We start from the raw sequence: 25,457 nt of genomic DNA on the forward strand, positions 1-25,457 counted from the left end.
GGAGAACCCGGAGAGCCCGGAGAACCCGGAGAACAAGGGGATTGCGAAAGTGGCGGACGCTGCAGTGAGCAGTACTCGATCAGCACAGTCGGCGCAGCGGGTGCTCGTCGCCGCGGACAAGTTCAAGGGGTCGCTGACGGCCGTGCAGGTCGCCGAGCGGGTGACGGCCGGGCTGCGTCGGGTGGTGCAGGACCTCGAGGTCGAGGCGCTGCCCGTGGCCGACGGCGGTGACGGCACGGTGGCGGCGGCGATCGCGGCCGGCTTCGACCGGCGGGAGGTACGGGTCACCGGCCCCGTCGGCGACGAGGTGACGGCGGTCTTCGCGCTGCGCGGCGACACCGCCGTGGTGGAGATGGCGGAGGCCAGCGGGCTCCAGCGGCTTCCGGGCGGTGTACCGGCGCCGCTGACGGCATCCACGTACGGTTCCGGCGAGCTGTTGCGGGCCGCGCTGGACGCGGGTGCGCGCACCCTGGTGTTCGGGGTCGGCGGCAGTGCCACCACGGACGGCGGCGCCGGCATGCTGGCCGCGCTGGGCGCCCGCTTCCTGAAGGCCGACGGTGAGCCGGTGGCGCCGGGCGGCGGCGGTCTCGCCGAGCTGGCCTCGGCCGATCTGTCGGGTCTGGACCCGCGTCTGGGCCGGGTCGAGTTCGTGCTCGCCAGCGACGTCGACAACCCGCTGACCGGCCCGAAGGGCGCCCCGGCGGTCTACGGGCCGCAGAAGGGTGCCTCGCCGCAGGACGTGGAGCGGCTGGACGCGGCGCTCGGGCACTTCGTGCGGGTGCTGGAGGAGTCGGCCGGGGTGAAGGCCGCCGCGGAGCTCGCCGGTTCGGCGGGCGCGGGCGCGGCCGGCGGCATCGGGTTCGGCGCGCTGCTCCTCGGGGCCGGGTTCCGGCCCGGTATCGAGGTGATGCTGGACGTCCTCGGTTTCGCGCCCGCGCTGGAGCGGGCCGACCTCGTGATCACCGGTGAGGGCTCGCTGGACGAACAGACCCTGCACGGCAAGGCCCCGGCGGGGGTCGCCGCCGCGGCACGCGCCGCCGGCAAGGAGGTCGTCGCGGTGTGCGGGCGGCTCACCCTGCCGCCGGAGGTGCTGGGGCGGGCGGGGATCCGGCGGGCGTACGCGCTGACGGATCTCGAGCCGGACATGGCGACGTGCATCGCGGAGGCGGGGCCGATCCTGGAGCGGACCGCGGAGCGGATCGCCCGGGACTTCCTGAGCTGAGGCCGCCCGGTCGCGCCGTGCCAGGGGGCTCCGCTCACCTGCCACCCGACCGGCATCGGCAGGTGAGAAGGCCGCCGAAAAGCGAGGGGCCCCGAACCCAGGAACGGTTCGGGGCCCCTCGCAGTGCCGTTACGACTGTGCGGCCCGCGCCTCGCGGCGGTTGTCGCGGAAGTTGTTCACCCGGCGGGCCGTGGCGAACAGCGGGATCACCGCGCCCATCACCAGCTGCAGCGCGCACCCCGTCTGCAGCAGCAGCTGGCCGCTGGGGGCGTCGAAGGCCCACGCCGTCAGCATCCCCATGCTCAGCACGATCCAGGTCAGCATCGCCACCGCGAGGGGCCCCCGCGGCTTCGGGTACTCGACCCGGCTCACCATCAGCCAGGCGGTGCCCAGGATCGCCAGCACCGTCGCCACGAACGGCAGCTCCAGCAGCACGATCGAGACGACGGTCAGCGCGCCGAACGGTGACGGCATGCCCTGGAAGGTGCCGTCCTTGACCGTGACGCAGGAGAACCTCGCCAGCCGCAGCACCACCGCCAGCAGCACCACGATCGCGCCGACCGCGGCCACTCTCTGGTGCGCGTCGTCCGCGACCATGCCGTACACGAGGACGAAGTACGCCGGTGCCAGACCGAAGCTGATCAGGTCCGAGAGGTTGTCCAGTTCCGCGCCCATCGGGGAGGAGCGCAGCTTCCGGGCCACCAAACCGTCGAACAGGTCGAAGACGGCCGCGCACAGCATCAGGATCACGGCGGTGGCCGCGCTGTGACGGGCCATGCCGGACTCCTGGCTGCCCGTGAGGTGCGGGATCAGGATGCCGGTGGTGGTGAAGTACACGGCCATGAAGCCGCAGGTGGCGTTGCCGAGGGTGAGGGTGTCCGCTATCGACAGGCGGAGCGAGAGAGGCATCTCCTCCTCGTCGTCCTCCTCGTCGGCGTCGGGCACCCAGCCGGCCTGTGTCTCAGGATCAATCACGGTCAATTCGAGTCACCCCTGCCACGGTCTTCTGCCCCACCTCGACGTCGATCTCGACGCCCTCGGGCAGGTAGAGATCCACCCGGGAGCCGAACCGGATGAGACCGATCCGGTCGCCCTGCTCGACCTTGGTGCCCTGGGGCACGTAGGGGACGATGCGGCGGGCCACCGCGCCGGCGATCTGGATCATCTCGATGTCACCGAGCTCGGTGTCGAAGTGCCAGACCACGCGCTCGTTGTTCTCGCTCTCCTTGTTGAAGGCGGGAACGAAGCCACCGGGGACGTGCTCGACCGACGTCACCGTGCCGGCCAGCGGCGCCCGGTTGACGTGGACGTTGAGCGGGCTCATGAAGATCGCGACACGGGTCCGGCCGTCCTTCCACGGCATGATGCTCTGCACCACACCGTCGGCGGGCGAGATGACCCGGCCCCGGGCGATCTCGCGCTCGGGGTCGCGGAAGAACCACAGCATCCCCGCCGCGAGAGCGGTGGCGGGAACGGCTACGGCCTTGGCGGCACCCGAGCGGCGGGCACGGACCAGGCTGACGGCTGCGGTGGCGACGGTCGGCAGAAGCCACGGCGACGCTCCGCGCGCGAGGCGTACACCGGAGAGGCTGTCGCGAGATGCAGAGGTTTTGCTGTGGGGCATGGATGACCTTCGTAGCGGATAGTGCCGCGCACTGACGGGGGACGGCGGCTTTCCGGCGATCGTAGCGGCTCCAGGTGACAACTGGGTAAGCCAGGCAGTCGAGTCGACGGCCGGAGAGTGCTGACGGGGCGTGATCCACTATTCCGAGAAAACACCCCGTATCCGGACATTCAGCCCTGGAATCGGTACTCTTCGAGCAGTCGGCGACCGATGATCATCTTCTGGATCTCGGCGGTGCCCTCTCCGATCAGCAGCATCGGGGCCTCCCGGTAGAGGCGCTCGATCTCGTACTCCTTGGAGAAGCCGTACCCGCCGTGGATCCGGAAGGCGTCCTCGACGACCTCCTTGCAGTATTCGGACGCGAGGTACTTGGCCATCCCCGCTTCCAGGTCGTTTCGTTCGCCGGAGTCCTTTTTGCGTGCGGCGTTCACCATCATCGCATGCGCGGCCTCCACCTTGGTGGCCATCTCCGCGAGCTTGAACTGAATGGCCTGATGGTGGGCGATCTGCTTGCCGAAAGTGTGACGCTGTTGGGCGTACCGGACACCGAGTTCGAAGGCACGCTGGGCGACGCCGCAGCCACGCGCCGCCACATTGACGCGGCCGACCTCCACGCCGTCCATCATTTGGTAAAAACCGCGGCCGGTGACCCCGCCGAGCACCCGATCCGCCGGAATCCGCAGGCCATCCATGATGAGCTCGGTGGTGTCGACCCCCTTGTAGCCCATCTTGTCGATCTTGCCGGGGATGGTGAGACCGGGGCGGACCTCGCCGAAGCCGGGCTCCTTCTCCACCAGGAAGGTCGTCATCGACTTGTGGGGCGCCGTGCCCTCCGGGTGTCCTTCGTCACTGCGGACCAGAACGGCCACCAGGGACGACGTGCCGCCGTTGGTCAGCCACATCTTCTGGCCGTTCAGGACGTATGAGTCGCCGTCCTTCACCGCCTTCGAGGTGATCGCCGACACGTCCGAGCCCAGGGCCGGCTCCGACATGGAGAAGGCGCCGCGGATGTCGCCGGCCGCCATGCGCGGCAGGAAGTGGTCCTTCTGCTCCTGCGTGCCGTGCTGCTTGAGCATGTACGCCACGATGAAGTGCGTGTTGATGATGCCGGACACCGACATCCAGCCGCGGGCGATCTCCTCCACGCACAGCGCGTAGGTCAGCAGCGACTCGCCCAGACCCCCGTACTCCTCGGGGATCATCAGTCCGAACAGGCCGAGTTCCTTCAGGCCGTCGACGATCTGCTGCGGGTACTCGTCGCGGTGTTCCAGCTCGGTCGCGACCGGGATGATCTCCTTGTCCACGAAGTCGCGGACGGTGGAGAGGATCTCCCGCTGGATGTCCGTGAGGCCGTGGGTCTGGGCGAGACGGCTCATCTACTTCCCCTGTTCCTTCGGTTCGGGGCGGCCCGGCTGCTCGCCGCCGCGCTCCTTGATGTACGTCTCGGTCGGCACCATCACCTTGCGGCGGAAGACGCACACGAGCGTGCCGTCCTGCTTGTAGCCCTTGGTCTCGACGTGGACGATGCCGCGGTCGTTCTTGGACTTGGACGGCCACTTGTCGAGCACGGTCGTCTCGCCGTAGATCGTGTCGCCGTGGAAGGTCGGCGCCACGTGCTTGAGCGACTCGATCTCCAGGTTGGCGATCGCCTTGCCGGAGACGTCCGGGACGGACATGCCGAGCAGGAGCGAGTAGATGTAGTTGCCCACGACGACGTTCTTGCCGAAGTCGGTGGTCTTCTCCGCATAGTTGGCGTCCATGTGGAGCGGGTGGTGGTTCATGGTGAGCAGACAGAACAGGTGGTCGTCGTACTCGGTGACCGTCTTGCCCGGCCAGTGCTTGTACACCGCCCCGACCTCGAACTCCTCGTAGGTGCGTCCGAACTGCATGGCCGTCACGCCTCCGGGATCTCGAACTTGCTGGTGCGCTGCATGCCGGCGGCGCGTCCCTTGCCCGCGATGACCAGGGCCATCTTGCGGCTGGCCTCGTCGATCATCTCGTCGCCGAGCATCGCGGAGCCCTTCTTGCCGCCCGCCTCGGACGTGCAGTACTCGTACGCGTCCAGGATCAGCTCGGCGTGGTCGTAGTCCTCCTGGGAGGGCGAGAAGACCTCGTTGGCGGCGTCGACCTGGCCGGGATGCAGCACCCACTTGCCGTCGAAGCCGAGGGCGGCGGCGCGACCGGCGACCTCGCGGAAGCCGTCGACGTTGCGGATCTGCAGGTAGGGGCCGTCGATCGCCTGGAGGTTGTTGGCGCGGGCGGCCATCAGGATCTTCATCAGGATGTAGTGGTAGGCGTCCGCCGGGTAGCCGGGCGGCTGCTCGCCCACGACCAGCGACTTCATGTTGATCGACGCCATGAAGTCGGCCGGGCCGAAGATGATCGTCTCCACGCGCGGGGACGCCTGCGCGATCTCGTTGACGTTGTTCAGGCCCTGCGCGTTCTCGATCTGCGCCTCGATGCCGATGCGGCCGACCTCGAAGCCCATCGTCTTCTCGATCTGGGTGAGCAGCAGGTCCAGGGCCACGACCTGCTGCGCGTCCTGCACCTTCGGCAGCATGATGCAGTCCAGGTTCGGGCCCGCGCCCTCGACGACCGTCACGACGTCGCGGTACGTCCACTCCGTCGTCCAGTCGTTGACGCGCACGACGCGGGTCTTGCCGGTCCAGTCGCCCTCGTTGAGGAACTTGACGATGGTGTGCCGTGCCTCGGGCTTGGCCAGCGGCGCGCACGCGTCCTCCAGGTCGAGGAAGACCTGGTCGGCGGGGAGGCCCTGGGCCTTCTCCAGGAAGCGCGGGTTCGAGCCGGGCACCGCCAGGCAGGAACGGCGAGGGCGAAGCCGGTTGACAGTCGTCATGCGGGGACCTCCAGGGGGTCGAGCTTGTTCGCGTTCCGGATCTCGTCGACGATCCGGCCGATGATGCCGGTGATGTCGAAGTCCTTCGGGGTGAAGACCGCGGCGACTCCCGCGGCCCGCAGTTCTTCGGCGTCACCGTTCGGGATGATGCCACCGGCGATCACCGGTATATCTGTGGCACCGGCCACACGGAGGCGTTCCAGCACGTCCGGGACGAGCTGGGCGTGCGAGCCGGACAGGATGGACAGGCCCACCGCGTGCACGTCCTCGGCGAGGGCGGCGTCCACGATCTGCTCCGGGGTGAGCCGGATGCCCTGGTAGACCACCTCGAACCCGGCGTCGCGGGCCCGCACGGCGATCTGCTCGGCGCCGTTGGAGTGGCCGTCCAGGCCGGGCTTGCCGACCAGGAACCGCAGCTTGCCGACGCCCAGGTCCTTGGCCGTCAGGTCCACCCTGCGGCGCACCTCGGACAGGGCCGAGCCCTCCTCGGCGGCGACCGCGACCGGCGCCGACGAGACGCCGGTCGGCGCGCGGAACTCGCCGAACACCTCGCGCAGGGCCCCGGCCCACTCGCCGGTCGTGGCGCCGGCGCGGGCGCACTCCAGGGTGGCCTCCATGAGGTTCTCGGTGCCGCGTGCGGCCTCCTTCAGCCTCTCCAGCGCCTTGCAGGGGTGTGGGTGGTTGAAGGGCGGCTGGTAGCGGGTGTCGCGCCAGTTCTGCAGCGCGGCGATGACGCGCGCCTCCACCGCCGGGTCGACCGTCTGGATCGCGGTGTCCAGGTCGGCGGTCAGCGGGTTCGGCTCGGTGCCCTCGAAGGCGTTGACGCCGATGATCTTCTCCTGGCCCGACTCGATCCGGGCCCGGCGCTCGGCGTGCGAGGCGACCAGCTGCGACTTCAGGTAGCCGGACTCGACGGCGGCCATCGCGCCGCCCATCTCCTGGATGCGCTCGATCTCCGCGAACGCCGACTCGACCAGCTCGTCGACCTTCGCCTCGATCACCTTCGAGCCCTCGAAGATGTCCTCGTACTCCAGCAGGTCGCTCTCGTGCGCCAGCACCTGCTGGATGCGCAGCGACCACTGCTGGTCCCAGGGCCGGGGCAGGCCCAGCGCCTCGTTCCAGGCCGGCAGCTGCACGGCACGCGCGCGGGCGTCCTTGGAGAGGGTGACGGCCAGCATCTCCAGCACGATCCGCTGGACGTTGTTCTCCGGCTGCGCCTCGGTCAGGCCCAGGGAGTTGACCTGGACGCCGTAGCGGAAGCGGCGGTGCTTGGGGTTCTCGATGCCGTACCGCTCACGGGTGATGCGGTCCCAGATCCGGCCGAAGGCGCGCATCTTGCACATCTCCTCGATGAAGCGGACGCCCGCGTTCACGAAGAAGGAGATGCGGCCGACGACGTCGCCCATGCGTTCCTGCGGCACCTGGCCGCTGTCGCGCACCGCGTCCAGCACGGCGATCGCGGTGGACATCGCGTACGCGATCTCCTGCACCGGCGTGGCGCCCGCCTCCTGCAGGTGGTAGCTGCAGATGTTGATCGGGTTCCACTTGGGGAGGTGGGAGACCGTGTACGCGATCATGTCCGTCGTCAGACGGAGTGACGGCCCCGGCGGGAAGACGTGCGTCCCCCGGGACAGGTACTCCTTGACGATGTCGTTCTGGGTAGTGCCCTGGAGCTTGGTGACGTCCGCACCCTGCTCCTCCGCGACGACCTGGTAGAGCGCCAGCAGCCACATGGCCGTGGCGTTGATCGTCATCGAGGTGTTCATCTGCTCCAGGGGGATGTCCTGGAACAGCCGGCGCATGTCACCGAGGTGCGCGACCGGCACGCCGACCCGGCCGACCTCGCCGCGGGCGAGGACGTGGTCGGAGTCGTACCCGGTCTGGGTCGGCAGGTCGAAGGCGACCGACAGACCCGTCTGCCCCTTGGCGAGGTTGCGCCGGTACAGCTCGTTGGACGCCTCGGCCGTGGAGTGACCGGCGTACGTGCGCATGAGCCACGGCCGGTCCCGTTCCCTTCGCGCCTGCGGCGCGGTCTGACGCTCTGTCATCCGACGGCCCTCAGATGTTCCGGAAGCGGTTGATGGCGTCGACGTGCTGCGCGCGCATCTCCTCGTCGCGCACGCCCAGGCCCTCCTCGGGGGCCAGGCACAGCACGCCGACCTTGCCCTGGTGCAGGTTGCGGTGGACGTCGTACGCGGCCTGGCCGGTGTCCTGGAGGGAGTACACCTTGGAGAGCGTCGGGTGGATCTTGCCCTTGGCGATGAGGCGGTTGGCCTCCCAGGCCTCGCGGTAGTTGGCGAAGTGGGAGCCGATGATCCGCTTCAGCGACATCCACAGGTAGCGGTTGTCGTACTGGTGGTCGTAGCCGGAGGTCGACGCACAGGTGACGATGGTGCCGCCCTTGCGCGTGACGTACACGGAGGCGCCGAAGGTCTCGCGGCCCGGGTGCTCGAAGACGATGTCGACGTCCTCGCCGCCGGTGAGTTCGCGGATGCGCTTGCCCAGGCGCTTCCACTCGCGCGGGTTCTGGGTGTGCTCGTCCGACCAGAACTTGTAGTCCTCGGCGCTGCGGTCGATGATCAGCTCGGCGCCCATCCTCCGGCAGATCTCGGCCTTCTGCTCGCTGGAGACGACGCAGATCGGGGTGGCGCCGCCGGCCAGCGCGAACTGGGTGGCGTACGAGCCCAGGCCGCCGCTGGCGCCCCAGATCAGCACGTTGTCGCCCTGCTTCATCTGGGCGCCGTTGCGGGAGACCAGCTGGCGGTAGGCGGTGGAGTTGACCAGGCCCGGGGCGGCGGCCTCCTCCCAGCTGAGGTGGCCCGGCTTGGGCATCAGCTGGTTGGACTTGACCAGGGCGATCTCCGCGAGGCCGCCGAAGTTGGTCTCGAAGCCCCAGATGCGCTGCTCGGGGTCGAGCATCGTGTCGTTGTGTCCGTCGGAGGATTCCAGCTCGACGGAGAGGCAGTGCGCGACGACCTCGTCGCCGGGCTGCCAGGCGTTGACGCCGGGGCCGGTGCGCAGGACGACGCCCGCGAGGTCGGAGCCGATGATGTGGTACGGCAGGTCGTGCCGCTTGGTGAGCTCACTGACCTTGCCGTAGCGCTCCAGGAAGCCGAAGGTCGACAGCGGCTCGAAGATCGAGGTCCACACCGAGTTGTAGTTGACCGATGAGGCCATGACGGCCACCAGGGCCTCACCCGGGCCGAGTTCGGGCACGGGCACGTCGTCGAGGTGGATCGACTTGCGGGGGTCCTTGTCGCGGGTGGCGAGTCCGGAGAACATCTCCGTCTCGTCCTTGTGCACGGTGATCGCACGGTACGACTCGGGCAGCGGAAGGGCGGCGAAGTCCTCCGACGTGGAGTCGGGCGACTGGATCGCGGCCAGGATGTCCTTGACGGTCACGGTGTTGCCTCCGGCGATGAGCGGCCCTGATGAGGGAGGGGCGCTGAGGGTTACGTCGGTGCTGCTGAGGGTTCGAGGGGATGCCGTCGGTTCGGCGGGGGTGGTGCTTCGGCAGCGCTTTGTGGCGCGGGAGGTGCCTGTGACGCAGGCATCCGGGCGGGCAGGCCTGGAGAGGCTTGCTGGGACAGCCGACGCACGAATGGTCTCTGCGCGCCGGCCGCCCGGACTCCTTCAACGTATGGCACGGCGTGACAGCGCGCAAGGCACTGGGTGCCATAAATCGGTCTCAGATGAAATCTTTACGTGACAAATGAGCGATGATCGATCGAACGGTTCCTGAAGGGGGCGCCAAAAGGGGCTCTGACATGGCAAAACGGCCACCCCGCGGGGTGGCCGTCGTCACAGTGGTGAGAGGGGCGCTCAGCGTGCGCCAGGGTTCTCTCAGCGCTCCTTCAGCGCTCCTTCAGCGCTCTTTGAGGGCTTGTTCGATGGTCCGCATCACCTCGTCGAGCGGGGCGTCGGTGCGGGCGACCGTCACCAGCACCTCACCCCGGTCGGACACCGACGCGGCGGGCGGCTTCGGCGGCGCGGCGCGGCGGCCCGCCATGATCCCGCTCCCGAAGGTCCTGCGGACGATCGAGAAGGCGTGGTCGAGCTCCGCCTCCACATCGCCCTGGCCGTCCGCCCTGAGCCAGCGCCGGAGCACATGGTTGTGCGCGGTGACCACGGCGGACGCCGCGACCTCCGCCAGCAGCGGCTCGTCGCCCGTGTCCTCGTCGTTCGCGTGCTCGTCGAAGTGGCCGAGCAGATAACGGGTGAAGAGACGCTCGTAACGGGCCACCGAGGCGATCTCCGCCTCGCGCAGCGTGGGCACCTCGCGCGTCAGCCGGTAGCGGGCGATGGAGATCTCCGGCTGCGCCGCGTACATCTTCATGACCTCCTTGATGCCGCGGCACACCGTGTCGAGCGGATGTTCGTGCGCCGGCGCGGCGTTGAGCACCGCCTCGGCGCGCACCAGGGTGTCGTCGTGATCCGGGAAGATCGCCTCTTCCTTGGAGCGGAAGTGCCGGAAGAAGGTGCGGCGGGCGACCCCGGCCGCGGCCGCGATCTCGTCGACGGTGGTGGCCTCGTACCCCTTGGTCGCGAACAGCTCCATCGCGGAGGCCGCCAGTTCCCGGCGCATCTTGAGCCGCTGGGCGGCGGCGCGACTGCCTGCGGAACGCTCCGGCGGCTCGGTCGTGGCTGGTGTACGGGCGGACTTGGCGGGCTGGGACATGCCCCGAACGTACTGCATACGCGCGGCCCGGCGCGCGGGACCTGCGGCTTCCCCGCCCTCCGGGGGCGGGGAAGCCGTGCGGCCCGTGGGCTGCGCGAACCGGCCGGGATCCAGCAGCCCGCCCCACTGGGCGGCGCCGCGGAACCAGTCGTCCAGGCGGTGCTGCTCAGCGCTTGACATATTCGCGGAAGCCACGGCCGGTCTTGCGGCCGAGGCAGCCCGCGGCCACCAGATGCTCCAGCAGCGGCGCCGGGGCGAGCCCCGGGTCGCGGAACTCGCGGTGCAGGACCTTCTCGATCGCGAGCGAGACATCCAGCCCGACGACGTCCAGCAGCTCGAAGGGGCCCATCGGGTAGCCGCCGCCCAGCTTCATCGCGGCGTCGATTTCGTCGAGGGAGGCGTAGTGATCCTGCACCATCTTGACCGCGTTGTTGAGATACGGGAACAGCAGCGCGTTGACGATGAACCCGGCCCGGTCGCCGCAGTCCACGGCGTGCTTGCGGATCGCCCGGCAGACCTCGCGCACCGTCGCGTGGACGTCGTCGGCGGTCAGCACCGTGCGGACCACCTCGACCAGCTTCATGGCCGGCGCCGGGTTGAAGAAGTGCATGCCGATCACGTCCTGTGGACGCGAGGTGGCCCGGGCACACGCGATCACGGGCAGGGACGAGGTGGTGGTGGCGAGCACCGCACCCGGCTTGCAGACCTTGTCCAGTGCGGCGAACAGCTGCTGCTTGACCTCCAGTTCCTCGGCGACCGCCTCGACCGCCAGGTCCACGTCGGCGAAGTCGTCATAGGTACCCGTCGGCCGGATGCGCCCGAGGGTCTGGGCGGCGGCCTCGGCGGTCATCCGCCCCTTGTCGACGGAGCGGGCCAGGGACTTGCCGATACGCGCCTTGGCACCCTGTGCCTTCTCGTCGCTGCGGGCGGCCAGGACCACCTCGTAGCCGGCCTTCGCGAACACCTCGGCGATACCGGAGGCCATGGTGCCCGAGCCCGCCACCCCCACCGAGCGGACCGGCCGGCCCGCGGCGGGGGAACCGCCCGCCAAGGGGGTCAGCGCGTCCCGCACGACGACGGCACTGCCCGGTTCCTCGTACGTGTAGAAACCACGCCCGGCCTTGCGGCCCGTCAGTCCCGCCTCGCTCAGCTGCTTGAGGATCGGGGCCGGCGCGTGCAACCGGTCGTGGGACTCCGCGTACATGGCCTCCAGGACCGTACGCGCGGTGTCCACGCCGATCAGGTCGAGCAGCGCCAACGGACCCATGGGCAGACCGCAGCCCAGCCGCATCGCCGCGTCGATGTCCTCGCGGGAGGCGTAGTGCGCCTCGTACATCGTGGCGGCCTGGTTGAGGTAGCCGAACAGCAGCCCGTCGGCGACGAATCCGGGCCGGTCGCCCACCGCGACGGGCTCCTTGCCCAGGTCCAGGGCGAGGTCGGTGACCGCGGTGACGGCCTCCGGCGCGGTCAGCACCGAGGAGACGACCTCCACCAGCTTCATCGCCGGGGCGGGGTTGAAGAAGTGCAGGCCCAGCACGCGCTCGGGGCGGGCCGATTCGGCGGCGAGGCGGGTGACCGACAGGGCGTTGGTGCCGGTCGCCAGAATCGTCTCCGGCCGCACGACGGCGTCGAGTTCACGGAAGATCTGCTGCTTGATCCCGTACGACTCCGGCGCCACCTCGATCACCAGGTCGGCGTCGGCCGCCGCCGTGAGGTCGGTCGAGGTGGTCACGCGGGCGAGGAGGTCCGTGCGCTCCTGCGCGGTGAGCCGTCCGCGTTCCACGGCGCGGGCGGTCGAGGACTCCAGGGTGGCGACGCACCGCGCGGCCTGGGCCGCACTGATGTCGACGCCGACGACCTCGCGGCCGGCCTTGGCCAGGACCTCGGCGATGCCGGTGCCCATGGTGCCGAGGCCGACGACGGCGATGGTCCTGAACGGGGACGCGGAAGCGCCGGACTGGGGGGACAGGGGAGTGGCCATCGAGGGACTCCAGGAATGAGGGTGACGACGGAAACCGCGCCCGGATGCGCCGAGGGCGCACGGGGTGCGTGCGGAGTGCGGGTGATGCCGGGCTGCGAGCGCACACGCCCGGTGCCGTCGCGGCGGGCGCGTACACGCCCGGAAACGGCGGTCCGACCGGCCCTGTCCCGGGGCCGAGCCGTACTGCGGTACACGAGTACCGAACCGACTGCACTCACCGTGGCCGCGTCACCAGACCACCGTGAGGAGAGACGAAAAGCGAGAAACGAAAGCACGAGTGGGTTACTCGCTCCTCTGAGCTTAACTTGCGGGTAACGAGCGCGCCAGCCCCCGGTGTTTGTGATGTACGTCCCGACAGGCCCCCGGGGCCCTGGGGGCCTGTCCGGCGGATCCTGCCGCAGACGCGGGGGGGCCGGCACGCCCTCCCCCAAGCCCTGCGAGCAGGGGGACCCCCAGCGGCGTTGTCGTCACGCTCCCCCACTCTCGGCTTCGCTCGCGCGGGAGGGACCCCCACCGCCCCCGCTCACCGGCGCCGATGAGGCGCCGTCGATTCCCTGCGACCTGATCCGCCGGACAGGCCCTAACCTCTGGTGCATGGACGAAGAGTTGCGTTCGCTCACGGAGCGCTTGCGGGCCGAGGCGTCCGGCTCGGCGGCCCTCGACCGGCTCCTGGCGATCGAGGACCCCGATGCCCTGGCCGCCGTGCTCACCGAACCCGGGCAGCCGCTGTGGGCCAGGGAACTGGCCGCCTTCCGACTGGGGTCGGCGGGGGACCGGCGGGCCTTCGAGTCCCTGGTGCTCCTCCTCAACCACCGCGACCCCCCGCGCTGCGCCGGCGCCGCGTACGCGCTGGCCCGGCTCGGCGATCCGCGCACCGCCCGCGCCGCCGCCGCGCTCGCCACCAACGAACTCCGTGTCGCCTACGCCCTGCACCCGGTACGCCTGCTGGTCGAACTGCGCGCCCCGGAGGCGGTGCCCGCCCTGATCACCACCCTGCGGCGCCGGCTGCGCCCCCACGACCCGTACCGCCGTGTCGCCCTCGCGTGTGTGGACGGGCTGGGTGAACTCGGCGACGCCCGAGCGGAACCCGTGCTGAACGAGGCCCTCGCCCACCCGGCGCTGGCCGAGGCGGCGGTCCACGCCCTGGCCCGGATCCCCCGGCAACGCCGGGCACCCGGCCCGCACATTCCCGGCCAGAGGTAGCGGGGCCGGCCGAGGGGCGCCGACGTCGGCGCGGCCCGGTCGGTCGGCCCGTCAGATGCTCAGCTGCGGAAGCCGAGCAGGCCGTGCAGGGTCGATCCGCGTGCCGTGCTCGGCGTCGCCTTCGACGTCCGCGGCGTCGGGTCGGGCAGGGCGTCGCACACCGCGTCGGCCTGACCACGACCGCGTGGCACGGTCCCGTCGGCCAGATACGCCGCCAGATGCTCGTCGAGGCAGGCGTTGCCGCTCAGCGTGATGCCGTGGTTGCCGCCGCCCTCCTCGACCACCAGGCTGGAGCGGGCGAGCAGCCGGTGGACCGTCACACCGCCCCGGTACGGAGTGGCCGCGTCGTCGGTGGCCTGGAACAGCAGCGCCGGCGGCAGCTTCCCGTTGGCGATGTCCACCGGCCGCAGCGACCGGGTCGGCCAGAACGCGCACGGTGCGTTGTACCAGGCGTTGTTCCATGTCATGAACGGCGCCTCCTCGTGCACCTCCCAGTTGTCCTTGCGCCACTGCCGCCAGTCCCGCGGCCAGGAAGCGTCCCGGCACTCGACCGCCGTGTAGACGCTGTAGCCGTTGTCGCCGGCGGCGTCGACCGCGCCGAAGTCCTCGTACGTCTGGATCAGCGGCTCGGCGTCGTCGTCGTTCACATACGCCGCGAACGCCTCCGCCAGGTAGGGCCAGTAGCCGTTGTAGTAGCCGCCCGGGAGGAAGGTGTCCTCCAGCTCGGCGGCGCCCACCTTGCCGTCGGCGGGTTTCTCGGCCAGGGCCGCGCGCATCGCGTACCACTTGGCCTCGATCTTCTCCGCGTCGGTGCCGAGCCCGTACGTGGCGTCGTGCTCGGCGATCCAGCCCATGAGGGCGCGGTGGCGGTCGTCGAAGGCGCGGTCCTGGTTCAGGTTGGAGTCGTACCACACCTCGGTGGGGTCGACGATCGAGTCCAGGACCAGGCGCCGCACCCGCTCCGGGAACAGCTTGGCGTACACGGCGCCCAGATAGGTGCCGTAGGAGTAGCCGAGGTAATTGATCTTCTTCGCGCCCAGCGCCTGACGGATCACGTCCATGTCGCGGACCGTGCTGGTCGTGTTCACGTGCGGCAGCAGATCCGCGTACTTCTTGCCGCAGGCGTCGGCGAACGACTTCACGCGCTCGAGGTTGGCCCGCTCCACCGCGGGTGTGCTCGGCACCGGGTTCGGCCGCACCGGGTCGAAGCGGCCCGGCGCGCAGTCCAACGCGGGCTTGCTCGCGCCCACACCGCGTGGGTCGAAGCCGATCACGTCGTACTGGGCGGCCACCTCCTGCGGCAGCGAGGCCGCGACGAACCCGGCGAGCGTCAGCCCGCTGCCGCCGGGACCGCCCGGGTTCACCAGGAGAGGACCCTGGTACGTCTTCGCGGTGTGCGGTACGCGGGACAGCGCGAGCGTGATCCTCCGTCCGTCGGGACGGGTGTGGTCGAGCGGCACTTCGACGGACGCGCACTGCAGCGTCGGATAGCTCTTGGTACCGCACTCCTTCCACACCGGCTTCGCCGCGCGGAACGCGTCGGCGCCGCTCGGTGCTGCCGCTTCGGCGGGCAGGGCCGTCAGACTCCCGGCCATGACGGCGGCGGCACTGCACAGCGCTGCTGCGCGTTTCCTCATGGGGCCTCCCAGGGTGGAGGGTCGGTGAACCGAGGGACTCACGGTTCACGCGGCATCGTCCCGGAATGCGCCCCCGGATGAACGTGTTCTACCGACTCTTGACCCGATCGGGTTGCCCGATGCCCTCGAACGCTCCTAGAGGAGAGAGAGTTGGGTCGGGCCGGACCTGGGGGATCCGGCGAGCGGCGGCTCGGCCGCCCCGGTGGGCCGGACGCGGTGGGGCAGCTCCGCGCGGGTGGGGCCGATGCCGTACTCCCGGGCCAGGTCGTGCACCTGACGGGTGACCCGGCGCTGGTACCACTTCGGGGCGTAGGCGCCCGCCGCGTACAGCCGCTCGTACCGGCTCACCAGGTACGGGTGGTGCCGCCCGAGCCAGGACATGAACCACTCGCGGGCGCCCGGCCGCAGATGCAGCACCAGCGGCGTGACGGAGGTGGCGCCCGCCGCGGCGATCGCCCGCACGGTGGCCCGCAGTTGCTCCGGGCGGTCGCCCAGGAACGGGATCACCGGCGCCATCAGGACCCCGCAGCCGATGTCGTGCGCGGCGAGCGTCCGCACGACCTCCAGCCTGCGTTCCGGTGCGGGCGTGCCCGGCTCCACCGTGCGCCACAGCCCGGTGTCGGTGAAGCCCACGGAGACCGAGACGCCGATGTCGGTGACCTGGGCCGCCTGCCGCAGCAGCTCCAGGTCGCGCAGGATCAGCGTGCCCTTGGTGAGGATCGAGAAGGGGTTCGCGTGGTCGCGCAGCGCGGCGAGGATGCCCGGCATCAGCCGGTAACGGCCCTCCGCGCGCTGGTAACAGTCGACGTTCGTGCCCATCGCTATGTGCTCGCCCTGCCAGCGCCGGGCGGCGAGCTGACGGCGCAGCACGTCGGGCGCGTTCACCTTCACCACGATCTGGCTGTCGAAGCCGATGCCCGTGTCGAGGTCCGGATGGCTGTGCGACTTGCGCGCGAAGCAGTACACGCACGCGTGGGTACAGCCCCGGTAGGGGTTGACGGTCCACTCGAAGGGCATGCGGGAGGCTCCGGGTACCCGGTTGAGGACCGAGCGGGCGCGGATCTCGTGGAACGTGATTCCGGCGAACTCCGGTGTGTCGAAGGTGCGGGTGGTCACCGCCTCCGCGCCGAACAGCGCGGCGTCGGTCCGGCTGTGTTCGGAGTCCGGTGTGAGGTTCTCCCAGCGCATGGCGCCTCCTCGGTAGCACTGGCCCACAGAATAGAACAAGTGTTCCCTTGATCGCGTGAGTGACATCTTCGGTCACCCTCCCGATCAGTTCCGGACTCCCGATTTGGGGGGCCGGGTGAGGGGGTGATTGGCTTGCACCGACCCCTTGAGCACCCTGAGAACTCATGTCCTGGAGGAAATCGATGGCGCAGGTCGAGGCCACTACGGAGCGGATCGTCGCGGCGGACGCGGAGACGGTGTTCGACGCCATCGCCGACTACAGCGGCACGCGCGCGAGGCTGCTGCCCGAGCAGTTCAGCGAGTACGAGGTCCGGGAGGGCGGCGACGGGGAGGGCAGCCTCGTCCACTGGAAGCTCCAGGCCACCAGCAAGCGCGTCCGCGACTGCCTCCTGGAGGTCACCGAGCCGAGCGACGGCGAACTGGTCGAGAAGGACCGCAACTCCTCCATGGTCACCGTCTGGCGCGTCACCCCGGCCGGAGAGGGCAGGTCCCGGGTCGTCGTGACCACCACGTGGACGGGTGCGGGCGGCATCGGCGGCTTCTTCGAGAGGACCTTCGCGCCCAAGGGGCTCGGGCGCATCTACGACGCGCTGCTCGCCAAGCTGGCCGCCGAGGTCGAGAAGTAGCCGTCACTTCAAGAGGCCGGTGACGAGGGGAGGTTGACTCCCGGGCGGCTCTCCTCACCGGTTCGAGTGATCTCCGCACCGACCTTCCGTATGCCGTAACTCGTCGCGCTTGCTCCTAGTTGTCGCTTTCACGCGGGAATTGTGTGGCAGCGCGACGAGGGGAGCGGCACGTGGGCGGCACCGGCGGGATCACCCTGACGCAGGACGAACCGGTCGCGGCGGCGACCCCGTCGGCCGAGCGTCCGCCTCCGGAGCGGGTTCACTGCCCGGGCCCGGAGGCAGTTTCGGAGTACGACGCGGATTACGGCCCGGAGTACGGGGCGGATTACGACGCGGAACCCGGTGCGGAGCCCGATCAGGGGCCGGTGGGACCGGCGTTGAGCCGGCGCAGGGTGCGGCTGGTGTTCTTCGCGCTGATGCTGGCGCTGCTGCTCGCCGCCCTCGAGCAGACGATCGTCGCCACCGCCCTGCCGAAGATCGTCGGCGAACTGCACGGCCTGGACCGGATGTCCTGGGCGATCACCGCCTATCTGCTCACCGCCACCATCGGACTTCCGATCTACGGCAAACTCGGCGACCTGTTCGGCCGCAAGGGCGTCTTCCAGTTCGCGATCGTCGTCTTCGTCGTCGGCTCCGCGCTCGCGGGCCGGGCACAGACCATGGACCAGCTGATCGCCTACCGCGCGGTGCAGGGCGTCGGCGCGGGCGGACTGATGATCGGCGTCCAGACGATCATCGCGGACATCGTGCCCGCACGGGAACGCGGCCGGTTCATGGGCCTGATCGGTGCCTCCTTCGGCCTCGCCTCGGTCGCCGGGCCGCTGCTCGGCGGCTACTTCACCGACCATCTGTCATGGCGCTGGTGTTTCTACTTCAACGTCCCCTTCGGCGTCCTGACCCTGGTCGTCGTCGCCCTGGTGCTGAAACTCCCCAAGCCCTCCACCAGACCCCGTCTGGACGTCCTCGGCGCCCTGCTGCTGGCCGCGGCCTCCACCTGCCTGGTGCTGCTGACCAGTTGGGGCGGGACCGAGTACGCCTGGGACTCGCGCGTCGTCCTCGGCCTCGGCGCGGGCGGCGCGGCGGCCACCGTGCTCCTCCTCGTCGTCGAGCGCTTCGCCGCCGAACCCCTCATCCCGCTCCGGCTGTTCAGGGACTCCGTCTTCAACGTCACCGCCCTGGTGGGGCTGGTGATCGGCGTCGCCCTGTTCGGCGCGGCCAGCTACCTGCCGACGTACCTGCAGATGGTCGACGGGGCCACGGCCACCGAGTCGGGCCTGCTGATGCTGCCCATGATGGCCGGCATCGTCGGTGCCTCCATCGTCTCGGGGCAGCTCATCAGCCGGACCGGCCGTTACCGGAGCCACCCCCTGCTCGGCGCCGTCCTCTCGATCGCCGGCATGTGGCTGCTGTCCCGCCTCGAACCCGACACGCCCCGGCTGCACTACGGCATCTGGACGGCCGTCCTCGGCGCCGGCATCGGCATGGTGATGCCCGTACTGGTCCTCGCCGTGCAGAACTCCGTGCGCCCCGGCGACCTCGGCACCGCCACCAGCGCCAACAACTACTTCCGGCAGATCGGCGGCAGCGTCGGCGCCGCGGTCTTCGGCACCCTCTTCGCCGGCCGGCTCACCGACGCGCTCGCCGAGCGGCTCCCGGCGGGGGAGGGCGCGGGGCTGCCCGACGCCGAGTCGATCACCCCGCAGCTCGTGCACGCGCTGCCGCCCGCACTGCGCGACCTCTACATCCAGGCATACGCCGACGCCATGCCGCGCATCTTCCTCTACCTGGTGCCGGTGCTCGTCCTCGGCCTGCTCATCACCTTCTTCCTCAAGGAGAAACCCCTGGTGTCCCACTACGTCCCCACCGCCGACCCGACGGCGGAAGCGCCGCACATGACGGCGCCCGTGCCGCAGGCCAGGTCGCCGCACGCCGCGGGCATCGCCGTCTGCGGCACCGTCCAGCACTCGGACGGGACCGTGGTGCCACGCGCCGCGCTCACCCTCATCGACGTCGCCGGGCAGCAGATCGGGCGGGGCGCGAGCGGCGCCGACGGGCGGTACGCGCTGGCCACGCCCGGCCCGGGGGCGTACGTCCTGATCGCCGCCGCGGGCGGGCACCAGCCGCAGGCGGTCTCGGTGACCGTCGGCGAACGGCCCGTCGAACTGGACGTCGTCCTCGGCGGCGCGGGCCGCCTCGCCGGCTGTGTGCTCACCGCCGACGGCTCGCCCGTACGGGACGCCATCGTGACCCTGACCAACGTCCACGGCGAGGTCGTCGCCACCACCCGCAGCGGCCGGGAGGGCGGTTACGAGATCACCGAGCTGGTGGCAGGTGAGTACACCCTCGCCGCGAGCGCGCCCGCGTTCCGCCCGGCCGCGCTCCCCGTCACCGTCCAGGCCGCCCGGGAGACCCGCCAGGACGTCGAGCTGGCCGGTGGCGCCGTGCTGCGCGGCACCGTGCGGGCCGGCGGCGGACGGGCCGTGGAGGACGCGCGCGTGACCCTGCTGGACGCGGCGGGCAACGTGGTCGACACCCTCACCACCGGACCGGACGGAACCTTCCGGTTCGTCGACCTGTCGTCCGGCGAGTACACCGTCATCGCCGCCGGCTATCCGCCGGTCGCGACCGTGTTGCAGGTCGCCGGGGGCGGCCGCACCGAGCGGGACCTGCAACTGGGCCACGAGGACTGACCACGGGCCGAACCCGGGTGCGGACCCGGTGGGCAATTCCCGTATTGCCGCACATCGCCACCGGCCGTGGCCGTACGGTGGTGACGGCGGTACAGATCTTGGGAGCCGTGGGGAGAGAGGGCCTGGGCCATGGACCGTGGCACCAAGCGGGACGCACCGGCCGACCAGGGAGCCGAGGACGGCGAGTCGACCGAGGTCCTCGGCGCCGGCCGCATCCCGCTGGCCGTCGTCGTGGTGGACCGCGACGGGCTCGTCTCGCACTGGAGTACGGGAGCGCGGCGCCTGTTCGGGCTCGCCAAGGGTGATGCCATCGGCCGCTCCGCCGCCGATCTGCTGCCCGTCTCCGGGGCCCTCCCCGACGGCGGCGAGGAGGAGTGCGGGCCGGCCGGCCGGCACGATTCACACGGCTCATACGGTTCGTACGCAGCCTACGACGGTCCCGGCCCCGGCCTCGAGTTCTCCCTCGACCAGGGCCTTTCCTATCCGGCCGCGGGCCGCGCCCGCCTCGCTGCCACCGCCGACGTGTCCCGGTCCGGCCGGGTCGACGTGCTGTGGTGGGCCTACCCGCTGGTCGGCCCCGGGCACGAACGGCTGCTGGTGCTCGCCGCCGACGCGGAGGCGCTGCACGGCGAGGAGACGGAGGTGTTCGAGCGGATCGCCCCCGGATTCGCCCTGCACACCGACTTCCCCGGCTCCGCGGACCTGGCCCGCCGGCTCCCCGAGATCCTGCCCAGCATGAGCGTCGAAGAGAGCGCCCGCATCGTCGCCCAGATCCTCGAACTGGGCTATCCAGTACTTGAGTTCAGCCAGAACGACCGAGTGCCCGTCACCCCCGACTGGGGGGTGCCCCGGCGTGCCGAGCGCAAAGCGCGCCGGGAGCGGGCGGCACGGGCCCGCGCGGCGGGCGAACCGGTGCCCGAGGAACTGCGGGACGAGGGCGAGGACCTCGAGTACGCCGCCGTCCGCGAGCACCTGGAGTTCCTCAACGAGGTCAGCTCCCGGATCGGCACCTCCCTCGACCTGTCGCGGACCATCGTCGAGGTCAGCAAGGCCGTCGTGCCCCGCTTCACCGACGTCGCGGGCACCTATCTGCGTGAGCAGGTCGTCGCCGGCGAGGGGTTCGACGAGGGCGTGCCCGACACCACCACCATGTGGCACCGGGTCGCCCTCGAACACACCGACGAACCCGGCCGCTGGGACGACGTCGTGCCCGTCGGCGAGGCCATGCCCTTTCCGGCCCACACGCCGTTCTTCCAGTGCATGACCACGGGCGAGCCCGTCCTCGTGCCGCGCATCACCGAGGAGATGGGCCACGCCATCGCCTCGCAGTTCGAGAAGCGCGACATCCGCCCGCTGATCACCGGCCGCTCGATGCTGGTCGTGCCGCTGAAGGCGCGCAATGCCGTGCTCGGCTTCATGATCCTGCTGCGCCACCCGGAGCGGCAGGACTTCAACGACATGGACCGGGTCACCGGCGCCGAACTCGCCGCCCGCGCGGGCCTGGTGCTCGACAACGCGCGCATGTACACGTACCAGGAGAACGTCGCCGAGACGCTCCAGGAGAGCATGCTCCCGCACATCCCGCCGCGCATGGCGGGCTGCGAGATCGCCACCCGCTATCTGCCGGGCACCCTGCTCGGCCGGGTCGGCGGCGACTGGTTCGACTCGGTGAAACTGCCCGGCGCCCGCACCGCGTTCGTCGTCGGCGACGTCATGGGCCACGGCCTGAACTCGGCCGCCATGATGGGCCAGTTGCGTACGGCCGTGCAGACCATGGCGGCGCTGGACCTGCCGCCCGCGCAGCTGCTGCGCAATCTCGACGACCTCGCGCAGCGGCTCGGCGACACCTACCTGGCGACCTGCCTGTACGCCGTCTACGACCCCATCGCGAGCGAGCTCCACCTCGCCAACGCCGGACACGTCCCGCCGGTCCTGGTCCGCGCGGCGGACGGCCGCAGCGAACTGCTCGACCTGCCCACCGGCGCCCCGATCGGAGTCGGCGGAGTGCCCTTCGAGACGGTACGCGTGCGGGTGGAGCCCGGCGACCGGCTCGTGATGTGCACGGACGGGCTGGTCGAGGTCCGCGGCGAGGACATCGGTGTCGGCCTCGCCACGCTGTGCGAATCCGCCGCCCACCCGGCGTCGTCCATGGACGACGCCTGCGACACCATCATCCGCGCCCTCGCTGTGACGTTTTCGGAAGCGGGGCGCGGCGGCCGCAAGGACGACGTGGCCCTGCTGATGGCACGCCTGAGCGGCATCGAGCCCGACCACGTCGCCGAGTGGCGGCTCGTCCCCGACCCCTCGGAGGTCGCCCGAGCCCGCGCCATGGTCCGAGAGCAGCTGCACGAGTGGGGTGTGGGCAAGCCGGCCGACCATGCCGAGCTGATGGTCAGCGAACTCGTCACCAACGCCGTACGGCACGCCCACGCCCGGCCCGTCGCCCTCCGCCTCGTCCACGGCGACACCCTGTTGTGCGAGGTCGAGGACGACGACCACGAACTGCCGACGCTGCTCGACGCCGAGCCGACGGACGAAGCCGGGCGCGGACTGCGTGTGGTCAGCACGCTCGCGCGGGAGTGGGGCACCAGCCGGACCACCTTCGGCAAGACCGTGTGGTTCGAACTGACGCTGCCGCGCCGCTGAGTCTGCCCTGCCGCTGAGCAGGCGCGAACGAGGCGTGAAGGAATGCGCCGTGTGCTTGTCCGCGCGCCCCGGCGCGCGATACACCGTACTGGTCCGTCGCACGGGCGGGTTCGCTTCACACCCCGGGGAGTTGGGCATGGGCGTGACCAGTCGGTACCGGGAGGCCTGGGAGGGTTTCTGGCGTGAGGCGCCGGACGAGCAGGGGGCCGTGTTCTGGGACTCGGAACCCACCCTGACCGTCGCCCGCCACCTGGCCCTGTTCGAACCGCATCTGTCCGACCCCGGTCTGCCCCTGGTGGACCTGGGCTGCGGAAACGGCACCCAGACCCGCTTCCTCGCCGAGCGTTTCCCGTGCGTCCTCGGCGTCGACCTGTCCGCCGCCGCCCTGGAGCACGCCCGTGCGGCCGATCCGGCCGGCCGGGCCGGGTACCGGCGGCTGGACGCCGCCGAGAAGGACGGGCCGCAGGGGCTGCACGCGGAATTCGGCGACGTCAACGTCTACCTTCGGGGGGTGCTGCACCAGTGCGAGGCCGACGACCGGCAGGCCGTGGTGGACGGCATCGCCACCCTGGTCGGCGAGCGCGGTCGTGCCTTCCTCGTCGAACCCTCCGAGGCCGCCGGGCTCGTGCTGCGCGACCTGGCGGCCTCGCCGTCCGGGCCGCCGCCCAAGCTGGCGCCGGTCCTCCGGCACGGCATAGCGCCCGGCAGGGTGGCGGACGAGGTGGTACCGGAGTTCCTGACGGCGGCCGGGCTGACCCTTCTGGCGACCGGAGCCCTGCCCCTCGCCACGACCGAGTACACGTCCGAGGGCACCCGTGTGGAACTGCCTTCCACCTGGTACGTGGCGGGGCGCACCGCGTGACACAGAGGTCGGCGGGGGCGCGGGCCGAGTTCCCGTTCCGTCATTGGTCTGGGCCGGTGAGAGTTTTCCACAGGCCTGGCCGCGCTTCGGCACCACGACGTAGCGTGAGCGCATGAAGATCCTCATCAGCGCGGACATGGAGGGCGCCACCGGCGTCACCTGGCCCGCCGACGTGCTTCCGGGCACACCGCAGTGGGAGCGCTGCCGGTCCATGTTCACCTCCGACGTCGACGCCGCCGTGCGGGGCTTCTTCGACGGCGGCGCCGACGAGGTGCTGATCAACGAGGCGCACTGGAGCATGCGCAATCTGCTCCTGGAGCGACTCGACGAGCGGGCCGAGATGCTCACCGGACGGCACAAGTCGCTGTCCATGGTGGAGGGCGTGCAGCACGGCGACGTGGACGGCATCGCGTTCATCGGCTACCACGCGGGAGCCGGCATGGAGGGCGTCCTCGCGCACACCTACCTCGCCAACTCCATCACCGGAGTCTGGCTGAACGGCGAACGGGCCAGCGAGGGCCTGCTCAACGCGGCCGTCGTCGCCGAGTACGGGGTGCCGGTCGTCCTGGTCACCGGCGACGACGTGGCCTGCGAGGACGCCCTCGGCTACGCGCCGGAAGCGTTGAAGGTCGCGGTCAAGGACCACGTGTCGCGGTACGCGGCCGTGTGCCGCACGCCCGCCAGGACGGCCGCCGACATCCGGGCCGCGGCGAAGGAGGCCGCCGCGCTGGCGGGCCGTCAGGAGCCGCTGGCCGCAGGCCCCTTCACCGTCGAGGTGGAGTTCGACGCGGAGCACCTGGCGATGGCCGTCACCGTGGTGCCGGGCGTGGTCCGCGCCGGTGAGCGGAAGGTGGCGTACACGAGCGGGACCATGCACGACGGGATCCGCGCCTTCAAGGCGGTCACCACGATCGCCTCGGCCGCGGTGGAGGAGCAGTATGGCTGACGAGCGTGCCCTGGACGAGGTCGTGACGTTCACCTCCGAACTCATCCGGATCGACACCACCAACAGGGGCGGGGGCGACTGCCGGGAGCGGCCCGCCGCCGAGTACGCGGCGGAGCGGCTCGCCGGTGCGGGCCTGGAGCCGGTGCTGCTGGAGCGCACCCCGGGCCGGACCAACGTCGTCGCGCGCCTGGCGGGCACCGACCCGACGGCCGACGCGCTCCTCGTCCACGGTCACCTCGACGTCGTACCGGCCGAGGCCGCCGACTGGAGCGTGCACCCGTTCTCCGGCGAGGTGCGCGACGGGGTGGTCTGGGGCCGCGGCGCCGTCGACATGAAGAACATGGACGCGATGATCCTCGCCGTGGTGCGGGCCTGGGCGCGGCAGGGCGTGCGGCCCCGGCGCGACATCGTGATCGCGTTCACCGCGGACGAGGAGGACAGTGCCGAGGACGGCTCCGGGTTCCTCGCCGACCGGCACGCGGCGCTCTTCGAGGGCTGCACCGAGGGGATCAGCGAATCGGGGGCCTTCACCTTCCACGACGGCGCCGGCCGGCAGCTCTACCCGATCGCGGCGGGGGAGCGCGGTACGGCTTGGCTGAAGCTGACCGCGCGCGGGCGGGCCGGACACGGCTCCAAGGTCAACCGGGAGAACGCGGTGACCCGCCTCGCCGCCGCCGTCACCCGCATCGGCGAGCACGAGTGGCCGCTGCGGCTCACCCCGACCGTCCGTGCGGCGCTCACCGAACTCGCCGCCCTGTACGGGGTCGACCCCGATCTGTCCGACGCGGACACGCTGCTCGCCAAGCTGGGCCCGGCCGCGAAACTCGTCGAGCACACCCTCCGCAACAGCAGCAACCCGACGATGCTGGACGCCGGGTACAAGCTCAACGTGATCCCCGGGCAGGCCGTGGCCTACATCGACGGACGGTATCTGCCCGGCTGGGAGGACGAGTTCCGCACCACTATGGACCGGCTCACCGGGCCGGACGTGGACTGGGAGTTCGAGCACCGCGAGCCGGCCCTCGAGGCACCGCTGGACTCGACGACGTTCGCGCGGATGCGGGCCGCCGTGCAGGAGTTCGCACCCGAGGGACACCCCGTGCCGTACTGCATGTCCGGCGGTACGGACGCCAAGCAGTTCTCCCGCCTCGGCATCACCGGCTACGGGTTCGCCCCGCTGAAACTGCCGGAGGGCTTCGACTACCAGGCCCTCTTCCACGGAGTCGACGAGCGCGTCCCGGTCGAGGCGCTCCACTTCGGTGTCCGCGTCCTCGACCGGTTCCTGCGGACGGTCTGA

At 70.8% G+C, this 25,457-nt stretch carries 19 protein-coding genes; 8 read left to right on the forward strand and 11 right to left on the reverse strand.

Going from position 1 to position 25,457, the window contains the following annotated elements:
* Positions 1-64: 64 nt before the first annotated feature.
* A complete protein-coding gene (locus ACVW19_RS28845; protein WP_457463014.1) occupies positions 65-1,222 on the forward strand; it encodes a glycerate kinase in 1,158 nt (385 codons plus the stop codon).
* 129 nt (positions 1,223-1,351) lie between these two features.
* Here the strand turns inward: ACVW19_RS28845 and pssA are convergent, their stop codons facing one another.
* The 9 genes from pssA to ACVW19_RS28890 form a co-directional block, all read right to left on the reverse strand.
* Entirely contained in the window at positions 1,352-2,167 is an 816-nt protein-coding gene (gene pssA / locus ACVW19_RS28850; RefSeq protein WP_109376282.1) for a CDP-diacylglycerol--serine O-phosphatidyltransferase, read from the reverse strand.
* Positions 2,168-2,189: 22 nt separating this feature from the next.
* Entirely contained in the window at positions 2,190-2,846 is a 657-nt protein-coding gene (locus tag ACVW19_RS28855; RefSeq protein WP_457463015.1) for a phosphatidylserine decarboxylase, read from the reverse strand.
* A gap of 170 nt (positions 2,847-3,016) precedes the next feature.
* On the reverse strand, positions 3,017-4,222 hold the full coding sequence (locus ACVW19_RS28860; protein WP_457463017.1) for an acyl-CoA dehydrogenase family protein: 1,206 nt from the start codon (positions 4,220-4,222) through the stop codon (positions 3,017-3,019).
* Positions 4,223-4,735 (reverse strand): MaoC family dehydratase, encoded by a 513-nt coding sequence (locus ACVW19_RS28865; RefSeq protein ID WP_457463018.1) that lies wholly within the window; start codon positions 4,733-4,735, stop codon positions 4,223-4,225. It lies immediately after the preceding gene.
* A gap of 5 nt (positions 4,736-4,740) precedes the next feature.
* Positions 4,741-5,703 (reverse strand): HpcH/HpaI aldolase/citrate lyase family protein, encoded by a 963-nt coding sequence (locus ACVW19_RS28870; protein ID WP_457463019.1) that lies wholly within the window; start codon positions 5,701-5,703, stop codon positions 4,741-4,743.
* Entirely contained in the window at positions 5,700-7,751 is a 2,052-nt protein-coding gene (locus ACVW19_RS28875; RefSeq protein WP_457463020.1) for a protein meaA, read from the reverse strand. Before ACVW19_RS28875 ends, ACVW19_RS28870 begins: the two co-directional genes overlap by 4 nt.
* Before the next feature lie 10 nt (positions 7,752-7,761).
* On the reverse strand, positions 7,762-9,105 hold the full coding sequence (ccrA, locus tag ACVW19_RS28880; RefSeq protein WP_457463021.1) for a crotonyl-CoA carboxylase/reductase: 1,344 nt from the start codon (positions 9,103-9,105) through the stop codon (positions 7,762-7,764).
* A 463-nt stretch (positions 9,106-9,568) separates the two neighbouring features.
* Positions 9,569-10,381 (reverse strand): TetR family transcriptional regulator, encoded by an 813-nt coding sequence (locus ACVW19_RS28885; protein WP_457464825.1) that lies wholly within the window; start codon positions 10,379-10,381, stop codon positions 9,569-9,571.
* A 166-nt stretch (positions 10,382-10,547) separates the two neighbouring features.
* Entirely contained in the window at positions 10,548-12,362 is a 1,815-nt protein-coding gene (locus tag ACVW19_RS28890; RefSeq protein ID WP_457463023.1) for a 3-hydroxyacyl-CoA dehydrogenase family protein, read from the reverse strand.
* A gap of 594 nt (positions 12,363-12,956) precedes the next feature.
* Between ACVW19_RS28890 and ACVW19_RS28895 the strand changes: the two genes are divergently transcribed.
* Positions 12,957-13,565, forward strand: a complete 609-nt coding sequence (locus ACVW19_RS28895) for an adenylosuccinate lyase (protein ID WP_457463024.1) — start codon at positions 12,957-12,959, stop codon at positions 13,563-13,565.
* A gap of 59 nt (positions 13,566-13,624) precedes the next feature.
* Here the strand turns inward: ACVW19_RS28895 and ACVW19_RS28900 are convergent, their stop codons facing one another.
* Positions 13,625-15,202 carry an alpha/beta hydrolase gene (locus ACVW19_RS28900; protein ID WP_457463026.1) on the reverse strand — a complete coding sequence of 526 codons (1,578 nt, stop codon included), beginning with the start codon at positions 15,200-15,202 and terminating at the stop codon, positions 13,625-13,627.
* A 135-nt stretch (positions 15,203-15,337) separates the two neighbouring features.
* Complete coding sequence (locus ACVW19_RS28905) at positions 15,338-16,390, reverse strand: Rv2578c family radical SAM protein (protein WP_457463028.1); 1,053 nt, start codon at positions 16,388-16,390, stop codon at positions 15,338-15,340.
* 182 nt (positions 16,391-16,572) lie between these two features.
* On the opposite strand from ACVW19_RS28905, the gene ACVW19_RS28910 reads away from it, so the two are divergent.
* The 6 genes from ACVW19_RS28910 (at position 16,573) to ACVW19_RS28935 (ending at position 25,457) form a co-directional block, all read left to right on the forward strand.
* Positions 16,573-17,016, forward strand: a complete 444-nt coding sequence (locus ACVW19_RS28910; RefSeq protein WP_109376293.1) for an SRPBCC family protein — start codon at positions 16,573-16,575, stop codon at positions 17,014-17,016.
* A 170-nt stretch (positions 17,017-17,186) separates the two neighbouring features.
* Complete coding sequence (locus ACVW19_RS28915) at positions 17,187-19,706, forward strand: MFS transporter (protein WP_457463029.1); 2,520 nt, start codon at positions 17,187-17,189, stop codon at positions 19,704-19,706.
* 129 nt (positions 19,707-19,835) lie between these two features.
* Complete coding sequence (locus tag ACVW19_RS28920) at positions 19,836-22,352, forward strand: SpoIIE family protein phosphatase (RefSeq protein WP_457463031.1); 2,517 nt, start codon at positions 19,836-19,838, stop codon at positions 22,350-22,352.
* 136 nt (positions 22,353-22,488) lie between these two features.
* Positions 22,489-23,214 carry a class I SAM-dependent methyltransferase gene (locus ACVW19_RS28925; RefSeq protein ID WP_457463033.1) on the forward strand — a complete coding sequence of 242 codons (726 nt, stop codon included), beginning with the start codon at positions 22,489-22,491 and terminating at the stop codon, positions 23,212-23,214.
* A 112-nt stretch (positions 23,215-23,326) separates the two neighbouring features.
* Positions 23,327-24,160: a M55 family metallopeptidase gene (locus tag ACVW19_RS28930; RefSeq protein ID WP_457463034.1), complete on the forward strand. Its 834-nt coding sequence runs from the start codon at positions 23,327-23,329 to the stop codon at positions 24,158-24,160.
* On the forward strand, positions 24,153-25,457 hold the full coding sequence (locus ACVW19_RS28935; RefSeq protein WP_457463035.1) for a M20/M25/M40 family metallo-hydrolase: 1,305 nt from the start codon (positions 24,153-24,155) through the stop codon (positions 25,455-25,457). The genes ACVW19_RS28930 and ACVW19_RS28935 overlap by 8 nt, the downstream gene beginning before the upstream one ends.

It is taken from the genome of Streptomyces sp. TE5632 (genome assembly GCF_054061295.1).